Consider the following 22,580-nt stretch of genomic DNA (forward strand, 5'->3'; position numbering starts at 1 on the left):
TTAGCCGATCGGCCGGGGCGTGTCACGCGCGGCCGATGCGCGCGCTCAGTCCTTCGGCCGGTCCGGCAGGCGACCGTAGTCGTTCGGGCCGGGCGTGCCGGGCCAGACCATGAAGGCGATGAGCGCGAAGAAGGAGATGGCGGGAATGAAGAGGCAGATGATCAGCGCCAGCGGCAGGTTCATGTCGTGCAGCCGCTTGATCGTCATCATGATGGTGGAGACCGTCGAGACGAGCGCCACGCCGAAGAACACGAAGCCCCAGAAGAGGAAGGCGGGATCCTCCTTCGGCACGATCATGATGCGGGCGAGCGCGGCCGAGAGCAGCATGAGCCAGAAGGCCCAGCCGAGCGCGAAGGGCGCCCGGCTCAGCCGGCCGGACCAGCCGAAGAAGAGCCAGGTGAGGTTCGGCCTCTGCCCTTCCACGGCCGCCATGGCTTAATCCCGCAGCAGTTCGTTGATGCCGGTCTTGGAGCGGGTCTGGGCGTCGACGCGCTTGACGATGACGGCGCAGTAGAGGCCGGGGGCCGGCAGGCCGTTCGGCATGGTCTTGTCGGAGGGCATGGAGCCGGCGACGACGACGGAGTAGGGCGGCACTTCGCCATAGGTCACTTCGCCCGTCGCGCGGTCGACGATCTTGGTCGACTTGCCGATGAAGACGCCCATGCCGAGCACGGAGCCTTCACGCACGATGCAGCCTTCCACGACTTCCGAGCGGGCGCCGATGAAGCAATTGTCCTCGATGATCGTCGGGCCGGCCTGCATCGGCTCCAGCACGCCGCCGATGCCGACGCCGCCCGAAAGATGCACATGCTTGCCGATCTGCGCGCAGGAGCCGACCGTCGCCCAGGTGTCGACCATCGTGCCCTCGCCGACATAGGCGCCGAGATTGACGAAGGAGGGCATCAGGATGGCGTTGGGCGCGATATAGGCCGAGCGGCGCACCACGCAGTTCGGCACGGCGCGGAAGCCGGCCTTCTCGAATTCGTTGACGCTCCAGCCGTCGAACTTGGAGGGCACCTTGTCCCACCAGGACGATTCGCCCGGGCCGCCCTTGACGATTTCCATCGGGTTGAGGCGGAAGGAGAGCAGCACGGCCTTCTTGAGCCACTGGTTGACCGTCCAGTTGCCGTCCTCGCCGCGCTCGGCGACGCGCACCTTGCCGCCGTCGAGCAGGTTGAGGGCGGTTTCAACCGCGTCGCGCACTTCGCCGCGCGTGGACGTGTTGATGCCGTCCCGTTCCTCGAAGGCACGGTCGATGGTTTGGGAAAGGGCGGCGAGGTTGGACGTGTTCATCGGAATTCCTTAAACTTCGAGGCTTATTTTCGATTATCGGGATGCCGGAAGGTCGATTTCATCAATCAGCAAAATGCTCTAGAGCAACTGCCGGGAAAGATGAAGCCCCTTTCCGGCAGATACTGTCGCACGGGCGAAGTGGTAATCCCGTGAAGGTTGAAAGCAGGAAAACGACATGGCGAGACTGAAGAAGAAGAACCTGCGCCGCAAGGACGGCGTGTGGGATCCGTTGGCCGACAGCGCGCAGGACAAGCACCGCGCCGCCGTGGTGCCGCAGACGGCGCAGACGGCCCATCCGGCCTATCGCCTCGCCTATGCCGACGACGATTTCCTCTGCCGCGAGGAGCTGCGCCCGGTGCGCCTGCAGCTCGAACTGATGAAGGTCGAGATGATGCTGGCCGAGCGCGGCATCAAGTCCACCGTCGTCATGTTCGGCGGCGCGCGCATCCCCGCGCCCGGCCAGGAGGCCTGGGCGGCGCGCAACGAGACGCAGCGCGCAAACCTCGAGGCCGCCTCGGTCTATTACGAGGAAGCCCGCAAGTTCGCCCGCATGTGCTCGGAGCGGTCGGCCGCGCTTGGCTTCAAGGAATATGTCGTCGTCACCGGCGGCGGGCCGGGCGTCATGGAGGCGGGCAATCGCGGGGCCGCCGATGTCGGCGCGCCGTCGATCGGCCTCAACATCGTGCTGCCGCACGAGCAGGCGCCGAACCCCTATGTCACGCCGGAACTCAGCTTCAACTTCCACTATTTCGCGATCCGCAAGATGCATTTCCTGCTGCGCGCCAAGGCCGTCACGGTGTTCCCCGGCGGCTTCGGCACGCTGGACGAACTGTTCGAGACGGTGACGCTGATGCAGACCGGCCGCATGGCGCTGGTGCCGCTGATCCTCTTCGGCAAGGAATTCTGGCACAAGATCATCGACTTCGACGCCCTTGCCGCCTTCGGCACGATCTCGCCGGGCGATGTCGAGCTGATGCAGTTCGTCGAGACCGCCGACGAGGCCTGGGACATCATCGTGAAGTTCTACGAAGCGCTGGAAGCGGAACACGCGGCCGTCGCCGCGCACGGCTGATCGACAAAAAACGCCCCGGCATGGCCGGGGCGTTCCAGTTGGACGTGCTGCGGGAAGACTTACCTGTCGCGCCGCTTGCCCATCTCGTCGATGGTGATGAAGCCATCGCCGTTGCGGTCGCGCTTCTTGAACATCGCATTGGCGGCCGTTTCCATTTCGGTCCTGGTGAGCGTGCCGTTCCTGTCGGTGTCGGCGCGTTCGAACAGGCGCAGGCCCATGCGGTCCATGCGTGCGTCGCGAAGCGCCGCCCGGGCGGCATCCCTTGCCTCGCCCTCGGTCGCCTTGACCGCGCGGAAGGCCTTGCGGGCGTCGCGGAAGGCTTCGCGCTTGGCATCGACCTCCGCCTTCGTCACCTCGCCGTTCCTGTCCGTGTCGAAGCGCTCGAAGGCCCGGTTGGCGCGAGCGAGCATCTCGGCCTGCGAAATCCTGCCGTCCTTATCTGTGTCGAGCCGGTTCAGCATGCGCTCGGCGCGCTGTTCGCCGCCCTTCCCGTGATGCCATTTGCCCTTGCCGGAACGGGCGTCCGCCGCGTCGAGCACGCCGTCCTTGTTGCCGTCGCGGCGCTCGAAAATCCTTTCTGCCGCGGCGAGAACCTCGGCCTTGGAGAGCGAACCGTTCCTGTCGGTGTCGGTCTTTTCGAACATCTTGCCGGCGCCCGGCAGCCTATAGGGGCCGCTGGCGCGCAGCGCCTCGCGGGCCTTGTCCCTGTCGGCCTCGTTGGCATTGCGCACGGCCTTGCGGGCATCCTTGAACGCGGCGTGGCGGGCCTTGATCTCGTCCTTCGTCACTTCGCCGTTGCCGTCGGCATCGAAGGCCTTGAAGGCGGTAGAGGCATTCGTCTTGAATTCGTCGAGCGAGACCTTGCCATTCTTGTCGGCGTCGAGGCGCTCGATCATCGCGGCGTGGCGCTGGTGGTGCTTGCCCTCGCCCTTGGCGGCGAAGGCGGGGGCGCTGGCGCCCGAAAGAAGAAGGCCGGCGGCGACTGCGCCGAGAAGGAGTTCCTTTTTAGCCATGGTCGTTCCTTTCATCCATCATCGTCCCTTGAGGGGCAGGATAGGGGGAACGCCGGCCGGCGCCAGTTACAAATTGGTAATTCAACCTTTTGACCGGAAAGGATTTTTTCCGTGTCGGGAATGAGGCCGCGGAACCGGCTAGAGAAGCGCGTTGAGGAAGCCCGTCAGGTCCGACGTCGCATAATCGATGTGGTGGTCTTCCGCCGTGCGCTTTTCCCAGGCGTCGGTGAATTCGTGGCTGGCGTCACGCGGGGTGAGCAGCACGGTCTTCATGCCGAGCGTCTTGGGCACGACGAGGTTGCGCGGCAGGTCCTCGAACATGACCGCATGGGTCGTGTCGACCCGGTGCAGCGCCATGAACTTGTCATAGGTCGCGCCCGCCGGCTTCGGCACGTATTCCGCCGCGACGATATCGAAGACGTCGTCGAAATGGTGGAAGATGCCGAGGGCCTTCGCCGCCATCTCGGCATGTTTCACGCTGCCATTGGTGAAGATGAACTTGCGGCCGGGCAGGGCCTGGATCGCCTCGCCGAGCGGCAGGTCGGGCGCCAGCACGCCGTAATTGATGGCGTGCGCCTTTTCCAGGAAGTCGGACGGGTCGATGTCGTGGTGGATCATCAGCCCCTTCAGCGTGGTGCCGTGATCGAGATAATAGCGCTTCTGGAGCGCGCGCGCGTCGTCGCGCGAAAGGTCCAGCAGGGCCGAGACATAGGCCGTCATGTTCTTGTCGATCTGGGCGAAGAGATCGACGTGGTGCGGATAGAGCGTGTTGTCGAGGTCGAAGACCCAGTCACGCACATGGGAAAAGTCGGCTTTGTTCGGAAGATCGCTCATGGCCCGTCTTATGGCACGGCGCATGACGGAGGGAAACGGAATTTTCCGCACGGGAGCGATGGATTCGGCGGGGTCTCCATGCTAGCGGGCTGGCATGGAAATCTGGGTTCTCATCACCATCGCCGCGGCCTTCCTCCAGAATGTCCGCTCCGCCATGCAGAAGCACCTGAAGGGACGCATGGGCACGACCGGCGCGACCTTCGTGCGCTTCGGCTTCGGCATGCCCTTCGCGCTCGCCTATATGGCGATCCTCGCCTTCGTCCTGGCGCGGCCCCTGCCGGTCCCGAACGGCGCGTTCTTCTTCTGGGCGGTTGTCGGCGGCGTCGCGCAGATCGCGGCCACCTTCCTGCTCGTCCACCTGTTCTCCTTCCGCAATTTCGCGGTCGGCACGGCCTATTCCCGCACGGAACCGGCGCAGGCCGCGCTCTTCGGGCTCGTGTTCCTCGGCGAGCGCGCCTCGGCGGGCACGCTCGTCGCCATCGCGGTCTCCGTCGCCGGGGTCATGGTGATCTCGGTGGCGCGCAGCGTGGTGTCCGTCCGCTCGCTCTTTACCTCGGTCCTCACGCGCACGGCCGGGATCGGCCTCCTCTCCGGCACGTTCTTCGGGGTTTCCGCCGTCGCCTATCGCTCGGCCTCGCTGGCGCTGGCCCCGAGCCTGCCCGCACCGGACTATGCGGTGCAGGCGAGCTACACGCTCGTCTTCGTCATCGTGATGCAGACGGTGCTGATGCTCGGCTGGATTCTGGCGCGCGAGCGGGACGAACTGCCGCGCATCGCGGCGGCATGGCGGCCCGCGCTGCTCGTCGGCTTCGTCGGCGCGACGGCATCCTTCGGCTGGTTCATGGCCATGACATTGCAGCAGGCGGCGGTGGTGAAGGCGCTGGCGCAGGTGGAAATGCTCTTCACCTTCGCCTCCACCGTCTTCATCTTCAAGGAGCGCATCAACCGGCTGGAGATCGTCGGCTGCGCGCTCATCGTGGTCGGTGTGCTCGCGCTCCTCGCCTACGGCTGAGCGCGCCGCCGGATCAGGGCACCAGAAGCGTGCCCGCGCCGTGCTCGGTGAAGAGTTCGAGCAGCACGGAATGGGCCGTCTTGCCGTTGAGGATGACGACGCCCTGCACGCCCGCCTTGATGGCGTCGATGCAGGTCTCGACCTTCGGGATCATGCCGCCGGAAATCGTGCCGTCCTTGATGAGCGCGCGGGCCTCGGCGACGGAAAGCTCCTTGATGAGCTGGCCGTTTTTGTCGAGCACGCCCGGCACGTCCGTCAGGAAGAGGAGGCGCGTCGCATTCAGCGCGCCGGCAATGGCCCCGGCGAAGGTATCGGCATTGATGTTGTAGGTGTGGCCGTCGCGGCCGGGCGCGACCGGGGCGATGACCGGGATCATCTCGGACTTGGCCAGCAGGTCGATCAGCGTGCGGTCGACTTCGACCACCTCGCCGACGAAGCCGAGATCGAGGATGCGCTCGATATTGCTGTCCGGGTCGACGACGGTCTTGTTGGCCTTTTCGGCGAAGACCATGTTGCCGTCCTTGCCGCACAGGCCAATCGCCCATTCGCCCGTCTGGTTGATGAGCGCGACGATCTCCTTGTTGATCGAGCCGGCCAGAACCATCTCGACGATCTCGACCGTCTTCTGGTCGGTGACGCGAAGCCCCCCTTCGAACTTGGATTCGATGCCCATCTTGGTCAGCATCGCGCCGATCTGCGGGCCGCCGCCATGCACGACGATGGGGTTGACGCCGGACTGCTTGAGAAGCGCGATGTCGCTCGCGAAAGCCTTGCCCAGTTCCGCATTGCCCATGGCGTGGCCACCGTATTTCACCACGATGGTCTTGTTCTCGTAGCGCTGCATATAGGGCAGGGCCTGGGCGAGAAGGCGGGCTTGGGTTTCGCTTTCGGATAGGGACATGGCGGCCTCGTGGAATTGGACGGGGCCTGTTTAACGCATGTTTTGCGACGATGGAATGATCCGCCCGCCACATTGATGCCGGATGGCGGAAAAAGGGTGCCGGGGGTCTCGGGCCGTTGGTAAGGCGGGTTTTGAGGAATAGAATGTCGCCCGGCGCATTTGCACGAGCAAAAGCGCGAGTGCATGCCTATATAGGAGACAAGCGGGGTTGCGCCCCGCGGCAATCCGTCGAACGAAGAGAGTGCGTGAACCGATGACGGCGTCCGGGCGAGAGATGAGGGAACCCTGCTGCGACGAGGTGATCGCGGGCGAATATGTGCTCGGCGCCCTTTCCGCCGAGGAGCGCCGCAAGGTCGAGGCGCGGCTTGCGAAGGACCGGCAGTTCGCCGCCATGGTCAGCCGCTGGAAGGAAAATCTTTCCACGCTCGACGACGAGCACGAGGGGCTGCATCTGCCGCCGCATCGTTATCCCGCCGGCCAGCATATTCTTGCCGGCACGACGCCCGATGCGGTGCTTTCCGGCAAGGTCGCAGGCGGGTGCTGGCATTCGCTGATGCTCTGGCGCGCCCTTGCCCTCGCCTCGCTCGCCGTCGCCGCCGGCCTCGCCTTCTCGATGGGCGCGCTGCTCGGGCCGCGCGCGGGCGGTGAGGTGCTGGAGGTCTGGCTGACCGAGGAAGGCAAGGCGCCCGTCTCGCTCGGCGTGCTGGCGAAGGAAGGCAAGGACGGGCTGGTCGTCCCGGCGGGAATGCACGAGCGCCTCTCCGGGGGTGGGAAACTGTCCGTCAGCGTCCGGCCCACCGGCAAGGCGCTGGAGCCGGTGGCCGCGCGGCTCGATTGAACCTTGCTGCCCTCCGGGATCGCCGCGGCCTATCGCGGTGCGATGGCCGTGAGGATGGCGCTGCGCAGCTCATCGAGGCCGCGGCCCTTTTCCGATGAGGTGGCGAGCACGTCGGGATAGGCGGCGGGATGCTTGGCGATCTTCTGCAGCGTTTCCTCGATGAGGCGCGGAACGCCGGCTTCCTTGATCTTGTCGGTCTTGGTCAGCACCACCTGATAGGAGACGGCCGCCTTGTCGAGCAGGGAGAAGACCTCGTCGTCGTTCTTCTTGATGCCGTGGCGGCTGTCGATCAGCACATAGACACGCTTCAGCGTGGAACGGCCGCGCAGATAGTCGAAGACGAGCTTCGTCCAGGCATCCACCTGTTCCTTCGGGGCCTGCGCATAGCCGTAGCCGGGCATGTCGACCAGCGCCATCGGCGGCAGGTCGCCTTCCTCGCCCGAAAAGCCATCCGGCACGAAGTAGTTGAGTTCCTGCGTGCGGCCGGGGGTATTGGAGGTGCGCGCCAGACCCTTGTGGCCGACCAGCGCGTTGATCAGCGACGACTTGCCGACATTCGAGCGGCCGGCGAAGGCGATCTCCGGCGGGCCTTCCGGCGGCAGGAATTTCATGGCCGGAACGCCGCGGATGAAGATCCACGGCCTGCCGAACAGGGGCTTGTCGTCCTGCGACGTCGTCTCGGTCATTGGTCCTGCCTTTGTTGTATTGCCCCCGGCTTCCCGGTTTTGGCCGCGAAAGTCAAGCGCAGGCATGGACGCCAAAAGAAAACCCCGGCGCGAGGCCGGGGTTCGTTGTCTGCGATCTGGTGCGCCGTCAGGATGGTTTCGGCTTCTTGCTGAACAGGCCCTTCAGGTTGTCGAACAGCTCGATCTTCACACCATGGCGCTTCATGATGATCGCCTGCTGGATGATCGAGAGCGTGTTGTTCCAGGCCCAGTAGATCACGAGGCCGGCCGGGAAGGTCGCCAGCATGAAGGTGAAGACCAGCGGCATCCAGGTGAAGATCATCGCCTGGGTCGGGTCGGGCGGCGTCGGGTTCATGCGCATCTGCAGGAACATGGTGACGCCCATGATCAGCGGCCAGACGCCGATCATCAGCATATGCGGCACTTCGAAGGGCAGCAGGCCGAACAGGTTGAAGATCGAGGTCGGATCGGGCGCCGAAAGGTCCTGGATCCAGCCGAAGAACGGCGCATGGCGCATTTCGATCGTGACGTAGATCACCTTGTAGAGTGCGAAGAAGACCGGGATCTGCAGGAGGATCGGCCAGCAACCCGCCAGCGGATTGATCTTCTCCTCCTTGTAGAGCTGCATCATGGCCTGTTGCAGCGCCATGCGGTCGTCGCCGTGCTTGGCCTTCAGCTCTTCCATCTTCGGCTGCATCTTCTTCATGTTCGCCATGGAGGCGTACTGCTTGTTGGCCAGCGGGAAGAAGAGGCCCTTGACGATGATCGTCGTGAAGAGGATCGCGATGCCGAAATTGCCGAAGTAGCGGTAGATGAAGTCCATCAACTGGAACATCGGCTTGGTGAAGAACCAGAACCAGCCCCAGTCGATCATCAGGTCGAACTGCGGAATGGCATAGGTCTTCTTGTACTGGTCGATGATCGGCACTTCCTTGGCGCCGCCGAAGAACAGGTTCTTGACCTCGATCGTCTGGCCGGGCGCGATGGTGATGTCTTCCTGGCGGTAGTCCGCCTGGTAGCGCGGACGGCCGTCGGTGAAGTGGGAGAAGCGCGTCTCGAAGGGGCTTGCCTGCGGCGGCACCAGGGCGGTCGCCCAGTATTTGTCGGTGATGCCGAGCCAGCCGCCGGTCGCCTTGCCGGGCGCGACGGTCGTGTCGTCCTCGGTTTCCTTGTACTTCACCTCATGCAGGCCGAGGTCGCCGAGCACGCCGATGAAGCCTTCGTGCAGCACGTAGACGGACGGGGTCGTCGGCTTGAAGAAGCGCGCCGTGCGGCCGTAGGGTGAAATGGCGATCGCCGCATCCGTGGTGTTCTGGATGCTGTCGGTGATGGAGAACATGTAATGTTCGTCGACCGAGATGGTGCGCAGGAAGGTGACGCCCCGCTCGTTGGTGTAGGTCAGCGTCACCGGGGTCGTCTGCGTCAGCTTGCCGTCGCCCTGCTGCGCCCAGAGGGTCTGCGGGCCGGGTACGGCGCCGGTCGCCTCGCTGCCGACATAGCCGAATTCGGCGAAGTAGCCGTGTTCGGTCTCGGCCGGGCTGAGAAGCGTGATGATCGGGCTGGTGTCGTCGACGGTCTCGTGGAACTGCTTGAGCCTGAGGTCGTCGAAACGGGCGCCCGTCAGGTTGATGGAGCCGGAGAGCGAGGGCGTGTCGATCTGGACGCGGGCGGAGCGGGCGAGCGCGTCTTCACGCGTCTCGGTCGCCGTCGCCGTCGCTGCGCCACCCGGCAGCGCGCCGCTGGTGCCGGCCGCCGGGGTCGTGGCGGCCGTGCCGCCGCTAGCGGTCGTCTGCTGCGTCTGGGCGGCCTGCTGGGCCTCGAGCGCGGCGCGCTCCTTCTCGAGCTTGGGGTTCACATAGAGGAACTGCCACGCGACGAGGATCAGCACGGACAGCGCGATCGCCACGAAATAATTGCGGTTTTTTTCCATCACTCTTTCCCGGGAGCAGCAGGGCGCTGCTGCTTGTGTTTCTGCCGCGTCGCGATCCGGTCCTTCAGGCCGTCCTGCAAGGCTTTGAAGGACGCGCCGAGCACGTCCCGTCTGGCGACAACCACATAGTCGTGTCCGGGCTGCATTGCAAACCCGGCCGATAGCCGCACCGCCTCTTTCAGGCGCCGCCGCATGCGATTTCGCTCCACGGCATTGCCGTGCTTCTTTGTAACGGTGAAACCGACGCGGGGCGCTTCGTCCGGCATCTGCCGGTCGCGCACTTCGAGAAGGAACAGCGGTCCCTTGCGCCTCTCGCCCTCGCGCACAAAAAGAAACTGCGGACGGCTTTTCAGCCGTCCGACAGCGGATTTTTCAACAGTCTTCGTCATTGCCCGTCGATCCTGTTCGGGCAGCCCGGCCTTAGGCCGAGAGACGTGCGCGGCCGCGAGCGCGACGTGCGGACAGGACCTTGCGGCCGCCTGCCGTTGCCATGCGGGCGCGGAAGCCGTGACGACGCTTGCGAACAAGCTTGGAGGGCTGGTAGGTACGCTTCGACATTTATTTAATACCGCGGTGTGCGGCCCTTCTTGGGTTTGCGTTTACGCAAGGAGCGTGAAAGTCCGGCACGGGCTTGCCCTCGCGGGAAGCCGAGCTTTCCGGACGTGCGCGGCTTATAAGGGCAAAGCCGGTCAAAAGTCAATTGCGTCCGCGGCCTCCCCGAAACCGCCACAGGCGTTAATGGAAATTCCCCTGTCGGTTGTGCGCAGATTGCGCCCCGTTGTCTCAAGACCCTGTAATCGCGGGCGAAAAAACTGCGGCCTACGCCGGAATCCGGCCCTGCGGCGCAGGGAGGGGTGCGGCAAGTGCCCGGATTTCCAGCAGGTTGTATCAAAACCTAATTAACTTTTAGCATTTACTGTTGTTGTCAAATGGCCGGGCGCGTGCGTCCCGCCGATCCGTACCGACGTTTTGGAGTATGACGTGAAGATACGCGGCAAGATTTATCTCATCGTGGGCGTGATGGGCCTCATCTCGGTCCTCATCGGCGGCATCGCCGTCCATGTCGTCTCGGAATACAGCGACAAGATCCACCAGTATGAGAACGCCTCCGACCGCGCCTTCCTCGGCGAGCACCTGAACCGCCAGGTCACGGCCGTCGTGATGGAAGCGCGCGGCATCTACGCGTCCAAGGATACCGATGGCGCGACCAAGTTCGCCGAAGGCATCGGCAAGGGCCTCGACGGCATCGACGAGACGCTGGACAAGTGGCGTCCGCTGGTGCCGGAAGAGCAGAGGGCCGCCTTCGATGCGGTCGTCGCACGCGCCGCCGAGTTCCGCACCTTCCGCACGGAAACCGCGCGCCTCGGCACCACGGTCTCCATCGCCGCTGCCAACGAGCAGGGCAATAACGAGGGCAACCGCGCCAACCGCAAGGCCTTCCAGAAAGAGATCGACGCCGTCGTGGAGATGGACACCCAGAACCTCGCCGCGATCAAGGACGACATCGCCGCCTTCGAGACGCTCATGCTGACGCTGGTGCTGGGCACCGTCGGCGCCGGCCTCGTGCTCGGCGGCGGTATCGCCTTCTACATCGCGACGAACGAACTCAGCCGTCCGATCCAGAACGTCACCGAGACCATGAAGCGCCTTGCCGGCGGCGACCTCGACACCGAGGTTCCCTATGCCGACCGCAAGGACGAGATCGGCGAAATGGCCGCCGCCGTCGCGGTCTTCCGCCAGAACGCCATCGCCGTGCGCGACCTCAACGCCCAGGAACAGGTCCTGCGCGAAAAGAGCGCAGACCTGCAGACCTCCATCGCGAGCGTCGTGCATGCCGCCGCCGCCGGCGATTTCTCCTCGCGCATCACCAAGGACTACCAGAACGAAGACCTCAACCGCTTCGCCCGCAGCGTCAATGAACTCGTCACCGGCGTCGAGGAGGGCATTGCCGAAACCGGCCGCGTGCTCGGCTCGCTGGCCGAGGGCGACCTGACGCAGAGCATGGAAGGCAGCTTCCGCGGCGCCTTCGCCGAGCTGCAGCAGAACGTCAACGCGACGCTCGCCACGCTTCAGCGCACGATGCGGGATGTGCGCACCGCGACGGACGCCATCAACGGCAATTCCGGCGAGCTGCGCACCGCCTCCGACGACCTTTCCAAGCGCACCGAGCAGCAGGCCGCCGCGCTGGAAGAGACCTCCGCCGCGCTGGACGAGATCACCGTCGCCGTCAAGAATTCGACGGAGCGCGCCAACGAGGCGAGCGTCATGGTCGGCGAGGCGACGCAGAGCGCCAAGCAGTCCGGCGCCATCGTGCGCAACGCCATCGACGCCATGGGCCGCATCGAGCAGGCTTCGAGCGAAATCAGCCAGATCATCTCGGTGATCGACGAGATCGCCTTCCAGACCAACCTCCTGGCGCTGAATGCTGGTGTCGAGGCCGCCCGCGCGGGCGAGGCCGGCAAGGGTTTTGCCGTCGTGGCGCAGGAAGTGCGCGAGCTTGCCCAGCGCGCCGCGAGCGCGGCGAAGGACATCAAGGGCCTCATCACCAAGTCGGGCGCGGAAGTGTCCGTCGGCGTGAAATACGTGCAGGAGACGGGCGCGGCCCTGTCCGATATCGAGGACCGCGTCGTCACCATCAACGAGCGCATCCACTCCATCGCCACGGCCGCCCGCGAACAGGCGACCGGCCTGCAGGAGATCAGCACGGCCATCAACCAGATGGACCAGGTCACCCAGCACAATGCCGCCATGGTGGAGGAGACCTCCGCCGCCACGCACAAGCTGAAGGGCGAGGCCGATGGCCTTGCCGATCTGGTCGCCCGCTTCCGCACCGGCGATGCGGCGCAGCACGTGGCCGCCGCACGGGGCGATGCCCGCCCGGTCGAGTCCCCGGCCCGCCGCATGATGGGCAATGTCGCCCGCGCCTTCGGCGGCAACCGCGCCGTGGCCGCGCAGGAGAGCTGGGAAGAATTCTGATCCGCAGGACGGATCGGGGGAATGCGCGCGGCGGCCTTCGGGCCGCCGCTTGCGTTTTGCGGGCACGTTGGAAAAGGCGCCGCAATCTCCTATAATCGGCCGTCGTCGATCTGGGTCGCGATACGATTGCCGCGTCGCGGCCTCACCGGAGTGGAGACATGGGCGAGAAAGGAGGGGTGGAAAGAGAGGGCACGCCGCCCCTGACCGAGACACCGGTGCCCTCCGTCGGTTTCCTGTCCGGCCTTTCGGGCCGGCTTCTGCTTTTGACGGCCGTCTTCGTGCTGATCGCCGAAGTGCTGATCTTCGTGCCATCGGTGGCGAACATGCGGCTGATGTGGCTGCGCGACCGGCTGAATACCGCCGCCGCCGCGAGCGTCGTGATCGAGGGGCTGCCGGATCAGGAATTGCCGCGCAACGTGCAGGAGGAGGCCCTTCTGGCCACGGGCGCCAAGGCGATCGTGCTCAAGCGGGCGGACGCCTCACGCATGGTCGCGGCCGTCGACATGCCGCCGAGCGTCGACGCGCAATACGACCTTTCCGATGTCTCGACGCTCACCTCGATCTACGACGCCTTCGACACGCTGCTTTTCGGCGGCGACCGCATCATCCGCGTTTACGGGCCGGTGGGCGAGACGACGACGCGCATCGAGTTGCTGCTGGACGAAGGCCCGCTGCGCCGCGCCATGCTGCGCTACGCTCGTAACGTCTTCATCCTGTCCATGATCATATCGCTGGCGACCGCAAGCCCGATGTTCTTCGCGCTCAACCGGCTGCTCATCCGCCCGATCCGCCGCATGACGGCCAATATCCGCGACTTCGCCGCCGATCCCAGCAATCCCGCGCGCGTGCTGGAGCCGTCCGGCGGGCGCGACGAGATCGCCGTTGCCGGCATCCACCTTTCGGCCATGCAGCAGACCTTGCAGCGCACGCTGAAGGAGCAGAAGAACCTCGCCGATCTTGGCCTTGCCGTGTCGAAGATCAACCACGACATGCGCAACATCCTCTCCTCCGCCCAGCTCATGTCCGACCGCCTGTCGGATGTCGACGATCCCGTGGTCAAGCGCGTCGCGCCCAAGCTGCTGCGCAGCATCGACCGGGCGGTGGGCTACACCAAGGAGGTGCTCTCCTACGGCCGTATGCGCGAGCCGGAGCCGCGCCGCCGCTTCGTCGCCCTCAAGCCGCTGGTGCAGGAAGTCTCCGAGGTGCTGGCCATCGATGCGCGCGGTGATATCGATTTCGTCGTTGAGGTGGAGGCCGGCCTGCAGGTGGATGCGGACGGCGAGCAGCTCTTCCGCGTCATCCACAATCTCTGCCGCAATGCCGTCGAGGCGCTGTCGCAGGAAAGCGGCCTTGCGCGGCGCGTCGTGCTGGTCACGGGCCTGCGCACCGGCAGCGTCGTTTCCATCGCCATAGACGACAACGGCCCCGGCATGCCGGAAAAGGCGCGCGAGAACCTTTTTGCCGCCTTCCGCGGCTCCGTGCGCTCCGGCGGCACGGGCCTCGGCCTTGCCATCGCCCGCGAACTGGTGCTCGCCCACGGCGGCACCATCGCGCTCGTGGAAAAGGCGACGCCCGGAACGCTCTTCCGCATCGAGCTTCCCGACCGCCCCGTCCCCCTCGACGCCTTCCGCCACCGCGCCTGATCTTCTGGGTCTTTTCCCGCGTCGGCGGGGTGCTCGATGAAAAAAGTGCACATTTTCTCAGAAAGGCGCTTGCAATAAGTCCATGTACCCTTTAGAGAACCGCCTCGCAGCCGGGCACAACGACCCGCAACTGCCAGCGCACCCGTAGCTCAGCTGGATAGAGCACCAGACTACGAATCTGGGGGTCAGGAGTTCGAATCTCTTCGGGTGCGCCATTTCCGTTCAAAACCGCGAACACTCTGGTAAATTTTTTTGCCGCCAGTCATGGCGCGTTCGAGCGCGTGTTTGCTTCCGATGATCCGGACCTGTTTGTCGTCGACGATGACCTCATCGATGATGGATTTGAGCCATGCCTTGCGGAACGGAATGTCGCCGTTGGCGATGTTTTCCCGCATGAGACTGCCGAACTCGGCGATGATTTGATCCGGGATCGCATCGGTCGGGATGGCGTTGGTGCGAACCTGATCGAGCGATGCCTGGATGCGATCGCGGTCGAGTTTTAGGGATGTGATCCGGTCGCGCAGGATATCGTCCATTTCGGCAATGCCGTCCTCGACCATTGTGTAGAGCCGCTTGAGGCGTGTCTCTGCCTCGTGCAGTTCCTGGGTTAGTCGTGTGACGCGTCCATCGACTTCGGCAGCCTTGGCGGCGCGGGCGCTGGTGATGGAGGCGAGGATTTCGCGCAAGCGATCCGGAGTGAGCAGCCGCTCGGTCAGGCCTTTGATGACGAGATCGTCAAGTGTGTCCATGCGGATCGAGCGGCCCTTGCAGACAGACTTGCCGGAACGGGCAGCAGCCGAGCAGGTGTAGTAGCGATGGACGGTGCCGTTCTTCGAGGTGCCGGTGCGGAGTGTCATACCGCCGCCGCAGGTCGCACAGGTCGAAAGTCCGGTAAGCAGGATCGGACCGGTCGTGACGCGTGGCGGCGTGACCTTGGGATTGCGGAGCTTGAGCGTTTGCTCGACCGCTTCGAACTGGTCGCGGTCGATGATGGCCGGGACTGGCATGACCACGTGCTCGATCGCAGGCTTGTTCTTCAGGGTACGGGAGTCGCGCCGGTTGAATGTCCACTCGCCGATATAGACGCGATTGGTCAGGATGGCGTGAAGGGTTCCGACGCCAAAGCTTGCGCCCCTGCGGGTCCTGTAGCCCTGCCCGTTCAGCCGTTTGACGATCTCCTTGATGCCAAGCGGGCCCGATCTTCCATCGCCTTCAAGATATAGACGGAAGATCAAGCGGACGGTTTCGGCCTCGACGGGATCGATGGCCAGATGCTTCTTCGACTTTGCCCCACGCCGTTCGGCTTCCGTTGTCCGATAGCCAAGCGGAACCGGGGAGCCGTTATAAAAACCCTGCCGGGCATTTTCCTTCATCGCGCGGAGCACGTGCTTTGCATTCTCGCGGCTCTGGTATTCATCGAAGAGGGCGATCACCTGTCGCATCATCACCTGGGCCGGATCATCGCCCAGTTCCTGGGTAATGGAGATCAGGCGAACATCGGCCTTGGCAAGCCGTCGGATATACATCTCAAGACCAAAGCTGTCGCGAAAGAAGCGGCTGTAACTATGGACGATAACAACATCGAAGGGATGGTCGCCATCGGTTGCCCGCTCGATCAGCTGCTGGAATTCCGGCCGGGCATCGTCGGTCGCCGATGCGCCGGGCTCGACATATTCTGCAACAAGCCTGAAGCCTCTGGAGAGGCAGTACTGCGTGATCTGCTTGCGCTGGTCGGGGATCGACAGATCGCTCTCGGCCTGCCTACCCGTGGAAACGCGGAGATAGGCAACGGCCCGAAGCGCTGGCATTGCGGACAGGATTTCCGTGTCGTGGCTGATCGGCCTGTTCATGTGGCGCTCCCGTCAGTTGGCGTTCTTGTCCATCTGGGGTAGCGCGGGTGGAGCAGGATGTCCGGCATTTTGTGGGTAGCGGGCATAAAGGTCACCGGTCCTTCCCCTTCGACGGTATATGCATTTCGGGGGCGAACATGCGGTCGATGACGAAGACATCCCGGACCACCCTGCGACGGCCGGGTGCTTCGTTGGCATCTATGACCAGACCGTTCGAGATTGTGTCGCAGAACTCCCAGCCTCTGATCGCAACGGCATGGCCGGTCACCCGGACGATGGTTGGATTGGTTCGTTCCGCTCCCTTCCGGTTCTCAAGCCATGCGGCAAGGCTTTGAGCCTGACATGGGCCTTTCCAGCTGCCGCCAAAACCGAAGAGCCGAAGTGTGGCTTCCAGCTCTTCGATGCTGACGCCCATGATGGCCGGCGAGCGCGCCCAGTTCACCCAGTCCTTGCCATGGCGGACAAGGCGGAAGGCATTGCGGACCACCGATATCGGCTGGCGAGCGATACTGGCGACAACGGTCGGCCCGCAGAACGGACGGGATTTCGTGTCATTGACGACATCGCGAAGCGCCCAGCTGGCCAGTGCCGGTGCCGATACGGGAGTGATGTTCGGTATGCGTCTTACGTAAAAGTTCATGCTTTGTATCCTTTTGTCCTTTGACTGTTGCGGATGGGGGAATGGGCGGCTCAGCGCCGCCGGGGGATGTCTTTCAGCAGCGCGTCGATGCGCTCGCCGAGGAAGGTTTCGATCGCCGCCACCTCGTGCGCCGAGACGGGAAACGGATCGGGAAGGTCAAGCTGGAGATCGAGAAGACTGGCTGTCGCGCGGCTGCTTCTGCGGACATTGCGCCTGCGCGGCTCCGGGCGCGGCACGCCGGGACGATAGCGGACGGTCGGACGTATCGAAGAGACTGCATCAGAGCGCATGGTCGTTCTCCCATGCCCGCTTGCGCTCGGGACGAGGCTGAGGTTCTAGCCTCTCCAGCGTCCCGTAATCGAGCGTCGTTTCCTTGATGTGCGCCGCCGACATCCTATTAGCCAGGAGTTTGCGGCGGGCCTCTTCGTCGATCTCGACGGCTTCAGATCCAGTTGCCCGGATTTCCTGGTCGATCCGGCGGCGATCGACGACAAGCGTGGTCGTGCCTCTTGCTCGGCTGGCAGCCACATAGATGTCGTGCCGATCAAATGCCGGGCTCAAAAGGACAACGGCGTCCTCTACGGTCGCGCCTTGAGCGCCGTATATCGTCGATGCATAAGCCCAGCCAAGCCTTGCACGCCCCGTATCGTCGGCAAGCTCGCTTGTGTCGAAGCGGATCGTTGTCTCCCCGATCTGGGCGGTGATGACCGCATGTCGGGATTGGCTGTCTTCTCTGGAGCCGCCATGCGCCTCGATCCCGATGACGGTCGCAACGCTGCCGTTGATGACGCCGATCCGGTCGTTGCGGGCAAGGAAGCGGATCCGATCACCTTGAGCCAATGACAGGCTGACGGAATGGCCGGAAGGGGATGCGGCATCGACGTTGATATCCGTGCCGGTCAGCATCTGGCGTTCCCGCATGCGGCGGCGAACTTCCGCGCCAAGCGCAAGGACTTCGGCATTCGTCTTTGCAATAATCAGGAAGTCGTTCGCTCGTGTCGAACCCAGCCGTTGATCGACATGATGGGCGACGGCCATGATGGCAGCTCTTGCACCATCCGCCTCGACCAGTCGGCCCCGCTCGACAAACGCGCCAAGCGCCTGTTCGGCCTCCCCCTTGCCAAAGCTAGTGACGGCATCCCGAGCCCATGCCTCGCGCTGCCGGACTATCGTTCGGACATTCGCGACCTCGATGGCCCTCGCAACGATGGCCAGTCCCGAGCCGGCACCGATTGCCTGCAATTGCATGCGGTCGCCGACAAGCAGGACCTTCGCGCCGGAACGACTGGCCGCGTCGAGAAGGCCATGCATGTCGCGCGATGACAAAAGACCGGCCTCGTCGACGATCAGAACCGACTTGGCGTCCAGGAAAGACTGTCCGGCCTTCTCGCGGGCAAGCCATGAGGCCGTCGCACGCGCTTCGATGGAAAGATCATCGCGAAGAGCATTCGCGACCTTCCATGCACTGGCGGCACCGACGACCCGGTAGCCAGAAGCTTTCCAGGCAGCAACCGCAGGCGCAAGTAATGTCGTCTTGCCGGTTCCAGGTGCCCCCTCGATCAGTGCGAGCCGACCCTTCGAAATCGCCCGTTCCACGGCCTCGCTTTGCTCGGTGTTCAGCCCGCGCTGAGCGCAGTCTGCCATGACCCGTTCCGGATCGATTGCAAAGTCGTTTGCCTCGCTCATCGCGACTGCTATGCTGAAGACTTCGCGCTCAAGCCGGATCATCTCTGGCGTTGAGTAGCGCGGCAGCCCAAGACGATCCCGACCGAGTTCGACAACCGCACCATCGGCAATAAGACGCTCGACTTCCGCATCGATGTGGTCCGCACCGATGCCGGTTCCAACAAAGGCTTCAGCCACGGCACGAACGACATCCCGGCGCTCGACCACGCTGCGGATTTCTGTCAGTTGCGCAGGTATTGCAGAAAGCCGTTCCGCAAGATGTGCGTCGCGGTCCCGCTGGGTCGTGTCAGCTTTAAGGTCTCTCGTGATGGATGCGTCGACCTCAAAGCCGATCCGCCCTGCGGCCTCTCTCCAAGCCTGCTCACGGGGAACGGTGTCCGCGACCTTCGCGGCTCTCGTGATCTTTGCGACCATTGCCGCAATTCCCACCGCCTGATCGCTCGTTAAACCGGCGTCCGCCAATTCCTCAACGATCTCGTTTCGACGAGCAGAGAAGTAGTGGATCGCGTCGTCGCCAATACCCGCAAGCTCGAAGATGCCGTTCTTGCCGAGACGGTCGATCGAAAGGCCGGCCTTCATCAGACCGGCCGCAAGGCTAGCGTGATAGGTCGCGCCTGCGGCCATTTTCCAGTCGCGCAGGATTGTCGAATGAAGCGCGCCTACCGTCCCGTCAGCACGCGTTGCGAGGTTCAGAATGACGCAATGTGTGTGAAGGTTGGGGTCAGCAAAGATTGCGCCATTGGCATGTTCCGCCGGTCTGCTCTCACCGTGGCGGAACAAAGCCGCAGAAAGCGGCACGCGCTCAATGCGGCCCCCGCCCTGGCCGCGTCGGGCAAAGGCTGCCTCGCGCTCAAGGAGTTCCAGAGTATCGCGCACCGCCGTCTGATGCGCGGCCTCGATCACTAAGCGAGTGTCGTCATCGCCCAGCGCCCAGGCCAGAGAAACCGACCGTGGCGCTGAAAGCGTGACGTCGAAAGCCGGCACTCGGTCAAGCCGGCCGCCGCCGTTCGATATCAGGGATCGTCCGTCTTTGCTCCGGCCAGCAAAAAGCCGTTCGAACACATCGGCGTTGACGGTCGTGCCATCGACAAGCCCAAGGTCACTACCCGGCGCAAACCAGACGCCGTCCGGTTCGACACCCGCACCACCGGTGTAATAGCCGGTCTGATGGGTGTAATATCCGGCATTCGCCGCTGGGTTCCACGTTGCAACCATCTCGTCATCTCCTTCGATGACTCCATGATCGCCTGGCCGATTCACGAAACCGGTGTAGCGACTCCCTGTTTCCCAGCGGAACGGTACATCTTCCGTTCAGAGGCTCCATTCACCCACCGGCCGACGGGCCAGGCAAGTCGAGCAACGTTACCATGGCCAATGACGAGTGCATGAACACGCAAGCTGCCAGTGGGCGAGCAGGAAAGTCCAAGCTCGTCGGATAGCAAGGATGGATCGACGACCGGAATGTCCTTCATCCGTGCTTCGTGTCGTACGGTCCCTCGTGCGTCGGATGCGACTTCCTCAGACCACCGGACTGTTCTTTCGCCGATCCAGGTTGAAGAGATCTCTATGGCTGTTTTGCCAGAGGAAACGCGGCTAACAATCTTTGTTGCGAGATTGTCGATTAGGCCTTGGGCGCCTTCTATCCCATATGTCTCGCGAAGCTGTGCCGGAGACTGCACGATCGCAACTAGACGAACACCCGCCGATCTTCCGATTGCAGCCAGTCGAGTGACTGCCGCACATCTGCCAAGCTGCGGCAGCTCATCAAGAGCAAGCCACACGGGATCAGACCCCTGAAGCAGGGGCCGCGCGACAACCGTATCGGCAACGATCTTCAGTACGAGCCTGGCGATTGTTGAGGATAGCTCAGGCTGCCTTGCGGATTGGTGCAAAATAAGGGCTTGCGCGCTGCGCCCTTCTGCCCATTCCCGTATGGACAGTCCGTGTACTTGCCGGCCTGAAGTGCTGCTGGCACATGCGTTGACGACGAGACCCGCGCAGGTGATCAGCACCAGGTAGAAGCTCATGGCCTGCTTTAGCGTCGCGTCGTTGCTGACATCAATGAATGAAGCCTCAGCGGGATAATCTGCTTGCAATAGACGGTGCAGGTCCGACACCGGCTTCTGGAGCAGAGTGTCAAGATGACGCCAATTCCAGACTTTGCCCTGTGACGCCGATTTCTTCTGCAGAAGCCCGACCAAGGCTGCCAGTACCCGACGTGCGCCGCTACTCCATGAAGGATCGGACGTTTGCGGGATCAGTTCGATCGCTAGTTCGAGCGCGTCACTCCGCGTCAGAATATCCCGTCCGACGTCCCATCTCGCTGCATCGGCATCGCTTAGTGAGAGGACGGCCATGTCGGCACACGGTAATCGCGCCTTCAGGTCACCCTTGACGTCTAGCACGAGGATCCGATCGCCGCGTTTCAGGGCGCTATCAAGAATGGTTTCTAGAATAGTTGTCTTGCCTGCGCCGGTACCACCTGTGATGAGAATATGTTCCGCTTCGAGCGCTCTCGGCATCTGGACGTCGGGAGCAAGGTAAACACCATCTCGGACTTTACCGAACCGACGCGTCCACGCCGTCTGTAGACTGCCGGCAGCCACCCTGCCGGATAGCAGTTTTGGCCCTTTCACATGCTCGACAGCTGGCTCTGCCAGAGCCGCATCGAGTATAGCACCTCTAACGAAAGCTGCCGCCCAGCTGCCTAAGATTATAGCAGAGAGGATGCGTACGCTTAGCGGTAGAGCGATATCGAACTCCTTTGCCAGCGCGATAGTCTGGGCGGGAAGTTCAACGAACATTACTGCCAATCCGAGGGGGCCTTGCCCCCTGCCCGGATCAAGGAGTGATGCAAACACTTTCGATAGAAATTGCAGATCCGCGACGAGGGGCCGATCAAGTGCGGGGACCCACGCGATTAAGGGGAATGCAGCGTTCAGGAACAGGAATGAAACGAGGGTGAGAAATGCCCCGGTCAGGCAGCCCGCGACGGTCGCGTGAAGTAACGGTTGACGTGGAGAAAGCGGATGCAGGCTCATGGTCGGTTAGCCTTCAGTTCTAGCCGGCCACGCCAGACGACGACTTTTGATCCGGGCTTGAGAGGGGACCGAGAAGCCGAAAGCAGGTGACGGTTAACTGCCACAAGATCCGGCACCGGCATCGCCAGATGGTTGGCAATATCCGCCAAGCTAGTTGACCCCTTAACCGTCCGATACAAGCAGCCGTCGACATAAGGAGCGAGCCTTTGGCAGGTAGGCCAAGTCGACACATCCACCCGCCGCCATCCGGGATCATTCATTGCCGCCGCTAACGGGCGCAGATGCTCCGCGCCTGCCCCCGCGAGCAAGATCAACAAGATCAGCAGGCCGGGGAACACCGTGCGTCTCACAGACCCCTTACGGACCGCTCCTACAGGCTCCGTGGGATCTGGCATACCACTCAGCGGTCGCCCATTCGGGGTTAAGCCTGAGGGTAGGTCGTCTCTTGCCTGAGTGAGTGCCGCAAGGCCGCTTGCACCCAACATAGCCAGGGTCGATGGCTTCACCCTTGCAAGGTCTTCCACCGGAAGGGCCGCGAGCCGTGCCACCAGCTCCGTTCGCCCAGCATTCCCCTCAGACATCGCCGTTTTGAGCATTGCATCGAAGTTAAACGTCGCCTTCTGTTCAGCAACCATTTGAAGCCTCCCTGGAAAGGGCTGCTTGAACCGAGGCAAGAAAAGCTGCAACGTCCCCCCTCAACACTTTGGCAGCTGGACGACTGCGGCCGGTCCAGGCACGCACCTGATCGATTTCGGCACCGACAACCTCAACCGGACGCTTACCCGCCGCTTCGAATGGCACCCAAGACCCAGCCGCGATCGCGGGGACATCGATGTGTCCCAGCGTTGCGCAAAGCGGCTGGAGTTCTTCCCGCCAGAACCTGTCGGCGGGAGAGTTGGGATAAAAGCGGAACTGTCCGTCACGCTGGTTGAGGACGACCCGCCGCTTCACCGAAGGCAGTACTTGCCCGATTGCCTTCGCCGTTCTAACGGCCCCCTTCATTGCTTCAGGTTCTGCGGTCGCGGGGATCAGCCATTGGGCCTCGATACCCGCTTCAACGAGATCTGCATCGAGATCGACCAGGGCGAGATATTCTTCAATGACCGTCTGTTGGATAGCGTCCGTCAAGTTGGTGTAATTTCGGGTGTAGGACCGGGCCGTCATG

The 22,580-nt window shown here is 63.4% G+C and carries 20 protein-coding genes and 1 tRNA gene; 6 read left to right on the forward strand and 15 right to left on the reverse strand.

What is annotated here, in order from left to right; translation table 11 throughout:
* Positions 1 to 45: 45 nt before the first annotated feature.
* Together K8M09_RS00280 and dapD are read right to left on the reverse strand one after the other, a co-directional pair.
* Positions 46 to 432 carry a DUF805 domain-containing protein gene (locus tag K8M09_RS00280; RefSeq protein ID WP_160786593.1) on the reverse strand — a complete coding sequence of 129 codons (387 nt, stop codon included), beginning with the start codon at positions 430 to 432 and terminating at the stop codon, positions 46 to 48.
* Positions 433 to 435: 3 nt separating this feature from the next.
* Positions 436 to 1,293 (reverse strand): 2,3,4,5-tetrahydropyridine-2,6-dicarboxylate N-succinyltransferase, encoded by an 858-nt coding sequence (gene dapD / locus K8M09_RS00285; RefSeq protein ID WP_160786592.1) that lies wholly within the window; start codon positions 1,291 to 1,293, stop codon positions 436 to 438.
* 175 nt (positions 1,294 to 1,468) lie between these two features.
* Here dapD and K8M09_RS00290 point away from each other — a divergent pair, with 175 nt between their 5' ends.
* Positions 1,469 to 2,365 (forward strand): LOG family protein, encoded by an 897-nt coding sequence (locus tag K8M09_RS00290; protein WP_160786591.1) that lies wholly within the window; start codon positions 1,469 to 1,471, stop codon positions 2,363 to 2,365.
* Positions 2,366 to 2,424: 59 nt separating this feature from the next.
* Here K8M09_RS00290 and K8M09_RS00295 read toward each other — a convergent pair whose 3' ends face one another.
* Together K8M09_RS00295 and K8M09_RS00300 are read right to left on the reverse strand one after the other, a co-directional pair.
* Positions 2,425 to 3,378: an EF-hand domain-containing protein gene (locus K8M09_RS00295; protein ID WP_160786590.1), complete on the reverse strand. Its 954-nt coding sequence runs from the start codon at positions 3,376 to 3,378 to the stop codon at positions 2,425 to 2,427.
* Between the two features lie 138 nt (positions 3,379 to 3,516).
* A complete protein-coding gene (locus tag K8M09_RS00300; RefSeq protein ID WP_160786589.1) occupies positions 3,517 to 4,212 on the reverse strand; it encodes a pyrimidine 5'-nucleotidase in 696 nt (231 codons plus the stop codon).
* Positions 4,213 to 4,306: 94 nt separating this feature from the next.
* On the opposite strand from K8M09_RS00300, the gene K8M09_RS00305 reads away from it, so the two are divergent.
* Positions 4,307 to 5,224: a DMT family transporter gene (locus tag K8M09_RS00305; RefSeq protein WP_160786588.1), complete on the forward strand. Its 918-nt coding sequence runs from the start codon at positions 4,307 to 4,309 to the stop codon at positions 5,222 to 5,224.
* Positions 5,225 to 5,237: 13 nt separating this feature from the next.
* Here K8M09_RS00305 and argB read toward each other — a convergent pair whose 3' ends face one another.
* A complete protein-coding gene (gene argB, locus K8M09_RS00310) occupies positions 5,238 to 6,125 on the reverse strand; it encodes an acetylglutamate kinase (protein ID WP_160786587.1) in 888 nt (295 codons plus the stop codon).
* 274 nt (positions 6,126 to 6,399) lie between these two features.
* On the opposite strand from argB, the gene K8M09_RS00315 reads away from it, so the two are divergent.
* Positions 6,400 to 6,963 (forward strand): hypothetical protein, encoded by a 564-nt coding sequence (locus tag K8M09_RS00315; RefSeq protein ID WP_160786586.1) that lies wholly within the window; start codon positions 6,400 to 6,402, stop codon positions 6,961 to 6,963.
* Between the two features lie 29 nt (positions 6,964 to 6,992).
* On the opposite strand, the gene yihA is transcribed toward K8M09_RS00315, so the two are convergent.
* From yihA to rpmH, 4 genes are all read right to left on the reverse strand, one after another.
* Complete coding sequence (gene yihA / locus K8M09_RS00320) at positions 6,993 to 7,649, reverse strand: ribosome biogenesis GTP-binding protein YihA/YsxC (RefSeq protein WP_160786585.1); 657 nt, start codon at positions 7,647 to 7,649, stop codon at positions 6,993 to 6,995.
* Between the two features lie 127 nt (positions 7,650 to 7,776).
* Positions 7,777 to 9,579 carry a membrane protein insertase YidC gene (yidC, locus tag K8M09_RS00325; protein ID WP_160786584.1) on the reverse strand — a complete coding sequence of 601 codons (1,803 nt, stop codon included), beginning with the start codon at positions 9,577 to 9,579 and terminating at the stop codon, positions 7,777 to 7,779.
* Positions 9,579 to 9,968 (reverse strand): ribonuclease P protein component, encoded by a 390-nt coding sequence (gene rnpA, locus K8M09_RS00330; RefSeq protein ID WP_160786583.1) that lies wholly within the window; start codon positions 9,966 to 9,968, stop codon positions 9,579 to 9,581. Before rnpA ends, yidC begins: the two co-directional genes overlap by 1 nt.
* A 31-nt stretch (positions 9,969 to 9,999) precedes the next feature.
* Positions 10,000 to 10,137 carry a 50S ribosomal protein L34 gene (gene rpmH, locus K8M09_RS00335; protein WP_119257473.1) on the reverse strand — a complete coding sequence of 46 codons (138 nt, stop codon included), beginning with the start codon at positions 10,135 to 10,137 and terminating at the stop codon, positions 10,000 to 10,002.
* Positions 10,138 to 10,560: 423 nt separating this feature from the next.
* Here rpmH and K8M09_RS00340 point away from each other — a divergent pair, with 423 nt between their 5' ends.
* From K8M09_RS00340 to K8M09_RS00350, 3 genes are all read left to right on the forward strand, one after another.
* On the forward strand, positions 10,561 to 12,555 hold the full coding sequence (locus K8M09_RS00340; protein WP_160786582.1) for a HAMP domain-containing methyl-accepting chemotaxis protein: 1,995 nt from the start codon (positions 10,561 to 10,563) through the stop codon (positions 12,553 to 12,555).
* Positions 12,556 to 12,713: 158 nt separating this feature from the next.
* The gene (locus K8M09_RS00345; protein WP_160786581.1) at positions 12,714 to 14,198 is read left to right on the forward strand and encodes a sensor histidine kinase; all 1,485 of its coding nucleotides are present in this window, start codon (positions 12,714 to 12,716) and stop codon (positions 14,196 to 14,198) included.
* 138 nt (positions 14,199 to 14,336) lie between these two features.
* A tRNA-Arg gene (locus K8M09_RS00350) sits at positions 14,337 to 14,413 on the forward strand.
* Here the strand turns inward: K8M09_RS00350 and K8M09_RS00355 are convergent.
* From K8M09_RS00355 to K8M09_RS00380, 6 genes are all read right to left on the reverse strand, one after another.
* Entirely contained in the window at positions 14,384 to 16,048 is a 1,665-nt protein-coding gene (locus tag K8M09_RS00355; RefSeq protein WP_160786580.1) for a recombinase family protein, read from the reverse strand. The two genes, K8M09_RS00350 and K8M09_RS00355, sit on opposite strands and share 30 nt — an antisense overlap.
* 91 nt (positions 16,049 to 16,139) lie before the next feature.
* Complete coding sequence (locus K8M09_RS00360) at positions 16,140 to 16,688, reverse strand: hypothetical protein (RefSeq protein WP_160786579.1); 549 nt, start codon at positions 16,686 to 16,688, stop codon at positions 16,140 to 16,142.
* 50 nt (positions 16,689 to 16,738) lie between these two features.
* Complete coding sequence (locus K8M09_RS00365) at positions 16,739 to 16,978, reverse strand: hypothetical protein (RefSeq protein ID WP_160786578.1); 240 nt, start codon at positions 16,976 to 16,978, stop codon at positions 16,739 to 16,741.
* Positions 16,968 to 19,589, reverse strand: coding sequence for a MobF family relaxase (mobF, locus tag K8M09_RS00370; protein WP_160786577.1), 2,622 nt, complete (start codon positions 19,587 to 19,589; stop codon positions 16,968 to 16,970). The genes K8M09_RS00365 and mobF overlap by 11 nt, the downstream gene beginning before the upstream one ends.
* 41 nt (positions 19,590 to 19,630) lie before the next feature.
* Positions 19,631 to 21,415: a helicase HerA-like domain-containing protein gene (locus K8M09_RS00375; protein ID WP_160786576.1), complete on the reverse strand. Its 1,785-nt coding sequence runs from the start codon at positions 21,413 to 21,415 to the stop codon at positions 19,631 to 19,633.
* A 624-nt stretch (positions 21,416 to 22,039) separates the two neighbouring features.
* The gene (locus K8M09_RS00380) at positions 22,040 to 22,579 is read right to left on the reverse strand and encodes a hypothetical protein (protein ID WP_229342045.1); all 540 of its coding nucleotides are present in this window, start codon (positions 22,577 to 22,579) and stop codon (positions 22,040 to 22,042) included.
* Position 22,580: the final 1 nt, after the last annotated feature.

It is taken from the genome of Shinella zoogloeoides, from assembly GCF_020883495.1.
In the GTDB taxonomy this organism is placed as follows: Bacteria; Pseudomonadota; Alphaproteobacteria; order Rhizobiales; family Rhizobiaceae; genus Shinella; species Shinella zoogloeoides.

Excerpts from the sequence above, each read along its gene's own strand:
- K8M09_RS00280 (WP_160786593.1), bottom strand. The coding sequence starts at position 432 with ATGGCGGCCGTGGAAGGGCAGAGGCCGAACCTCACCTGGCTCTTCTTC.
- dapD (WP_160786592.1), bottom strand. The coding sequence starts at position 1,293 with ATGAACACGTCCAACCTCGCCGCCCTTTCCCAAACCATCGACCGTGCC.
- K8M09_RS00290 (WP_160786591.1), top strand. The coding sequence starts at position 1,469 with ATGGCGAGACTGAAGAAGAAGAACCTGCGCCGCAAGGACGGCGTGTGG.
- K8M09_RS00295 (WP_160786590.1), bottom strand. The coding sequence starts at position 3,378 with ATGGCTAAAAAGGAACTCCTTCTCGGCGCAGTCGCCGCCGGCCTTCTT.
- K8M09_RS00300 (WP_160786589.1), bottom strand. The coding sequence starts at position 4,212 with ATGAGCGATCTTCCGAACAAAGCCGACTTTTCCCATGTGCGTGACTGG.
- K8M09_RS00305 (WP_160786588.1), top strand. The coding sequence starts at position 4,307 with ATGGAAATCTGGGTTCTCATCACCATCGCCGCGGCCTTCCTCCAGAAT.
- argB (WP_160786587.1), bottom strand. The coding sequence starts at position 6,125 with ATGTCCCTATCCGAAAGCGAAACCCAAGCCCGCCTTCTCGCCCAGGCC.
- K8M09_RS00315 (WP_160786586.1), top strand. The coding sequence starts at position 6,400 with ATGAGGGAACCCTGCTGCGACGAGGTGATCGCGGGCGAATATGTGCTC.
- yihA (WP_160786585.1), bottom strand. The coding sequence starts at position 7,649 with ATGACCGAGACGACGTCGCAGGACGACAAGCCCCTGTTCGGCAGGCCG.
- yidC (WP_160786584.1), bottom strand. The coding sequence starts at position 9,579 with ATGGAAAAAAACCGCAATTATTTCGTGGCGATCGCGCTGTCCGTGCTG.
- rnpA (WP_160786583.1), bottom strand. The coding sequence starts at position 9,968 with ATGACGAAGACTGTTGAAAAATCCGCTGTCGGACGGCTGAAAAGCCGT.
- rpmH (WP_119257473.1), bottom strand. The coding sequence starts at position 10,137 with ATGTCGAAGCGTACCTACCAGCCCTCCAAGCTTGTTCGCAAGCGTCGT.
- K8M09_RS00345 (WP_160786581.1), top strand. The coding sequence starts at position 12,714 with ATGGGCGAGAAAGGAGGGGTGGAAAGAGAGGGCACGCCGCCCCTGACC.
- K8M09_RS00355 (WP_160786580.1), bottom strand. The coding sequence starts at position 16,048 with ATGAACAGGCCGATCAGCCACGACACGGAAATCCTGTCCGCAATGCCA.
- K8M09_RS00360 (WP_160786579.1), bottom strand. The coding sequence starts at position 16,688 with ATGAACTTTTACGTAAGACGCATACCGAACATCACTCCCGTATCGGCA.
- K8M09_RS00365 (WP_160786578.1), bottom strand. The coding sequence starts at position 16,978 with ATGCGCTCTGATGCAGTCTCTTCGATACGTCCGACCGTCCGCTATCGT.
- mobF (WP_160786577.1), bottom strand. The coding sequence starts at position 19,589 with ATGGTTGCAACGTGGAACCCAGCGGCGAATGCCGGATATTACACCCAT.
- K8M09_RS00375 (WP_160786576.1), bottom strand. The coding sequence starts at position 21,415 with ATGAGCCTGCATCCGCTTTCTCCACGTCAACCGTTACTTCACGCGACC.
- K8M09_RS00380 (WP_229342045.1), bottom strand. The coding sequence starts at position 22,579 with ATGACGGCCCGGTCCTACACCCGAAATTACACCAACTTGACGGACGCT.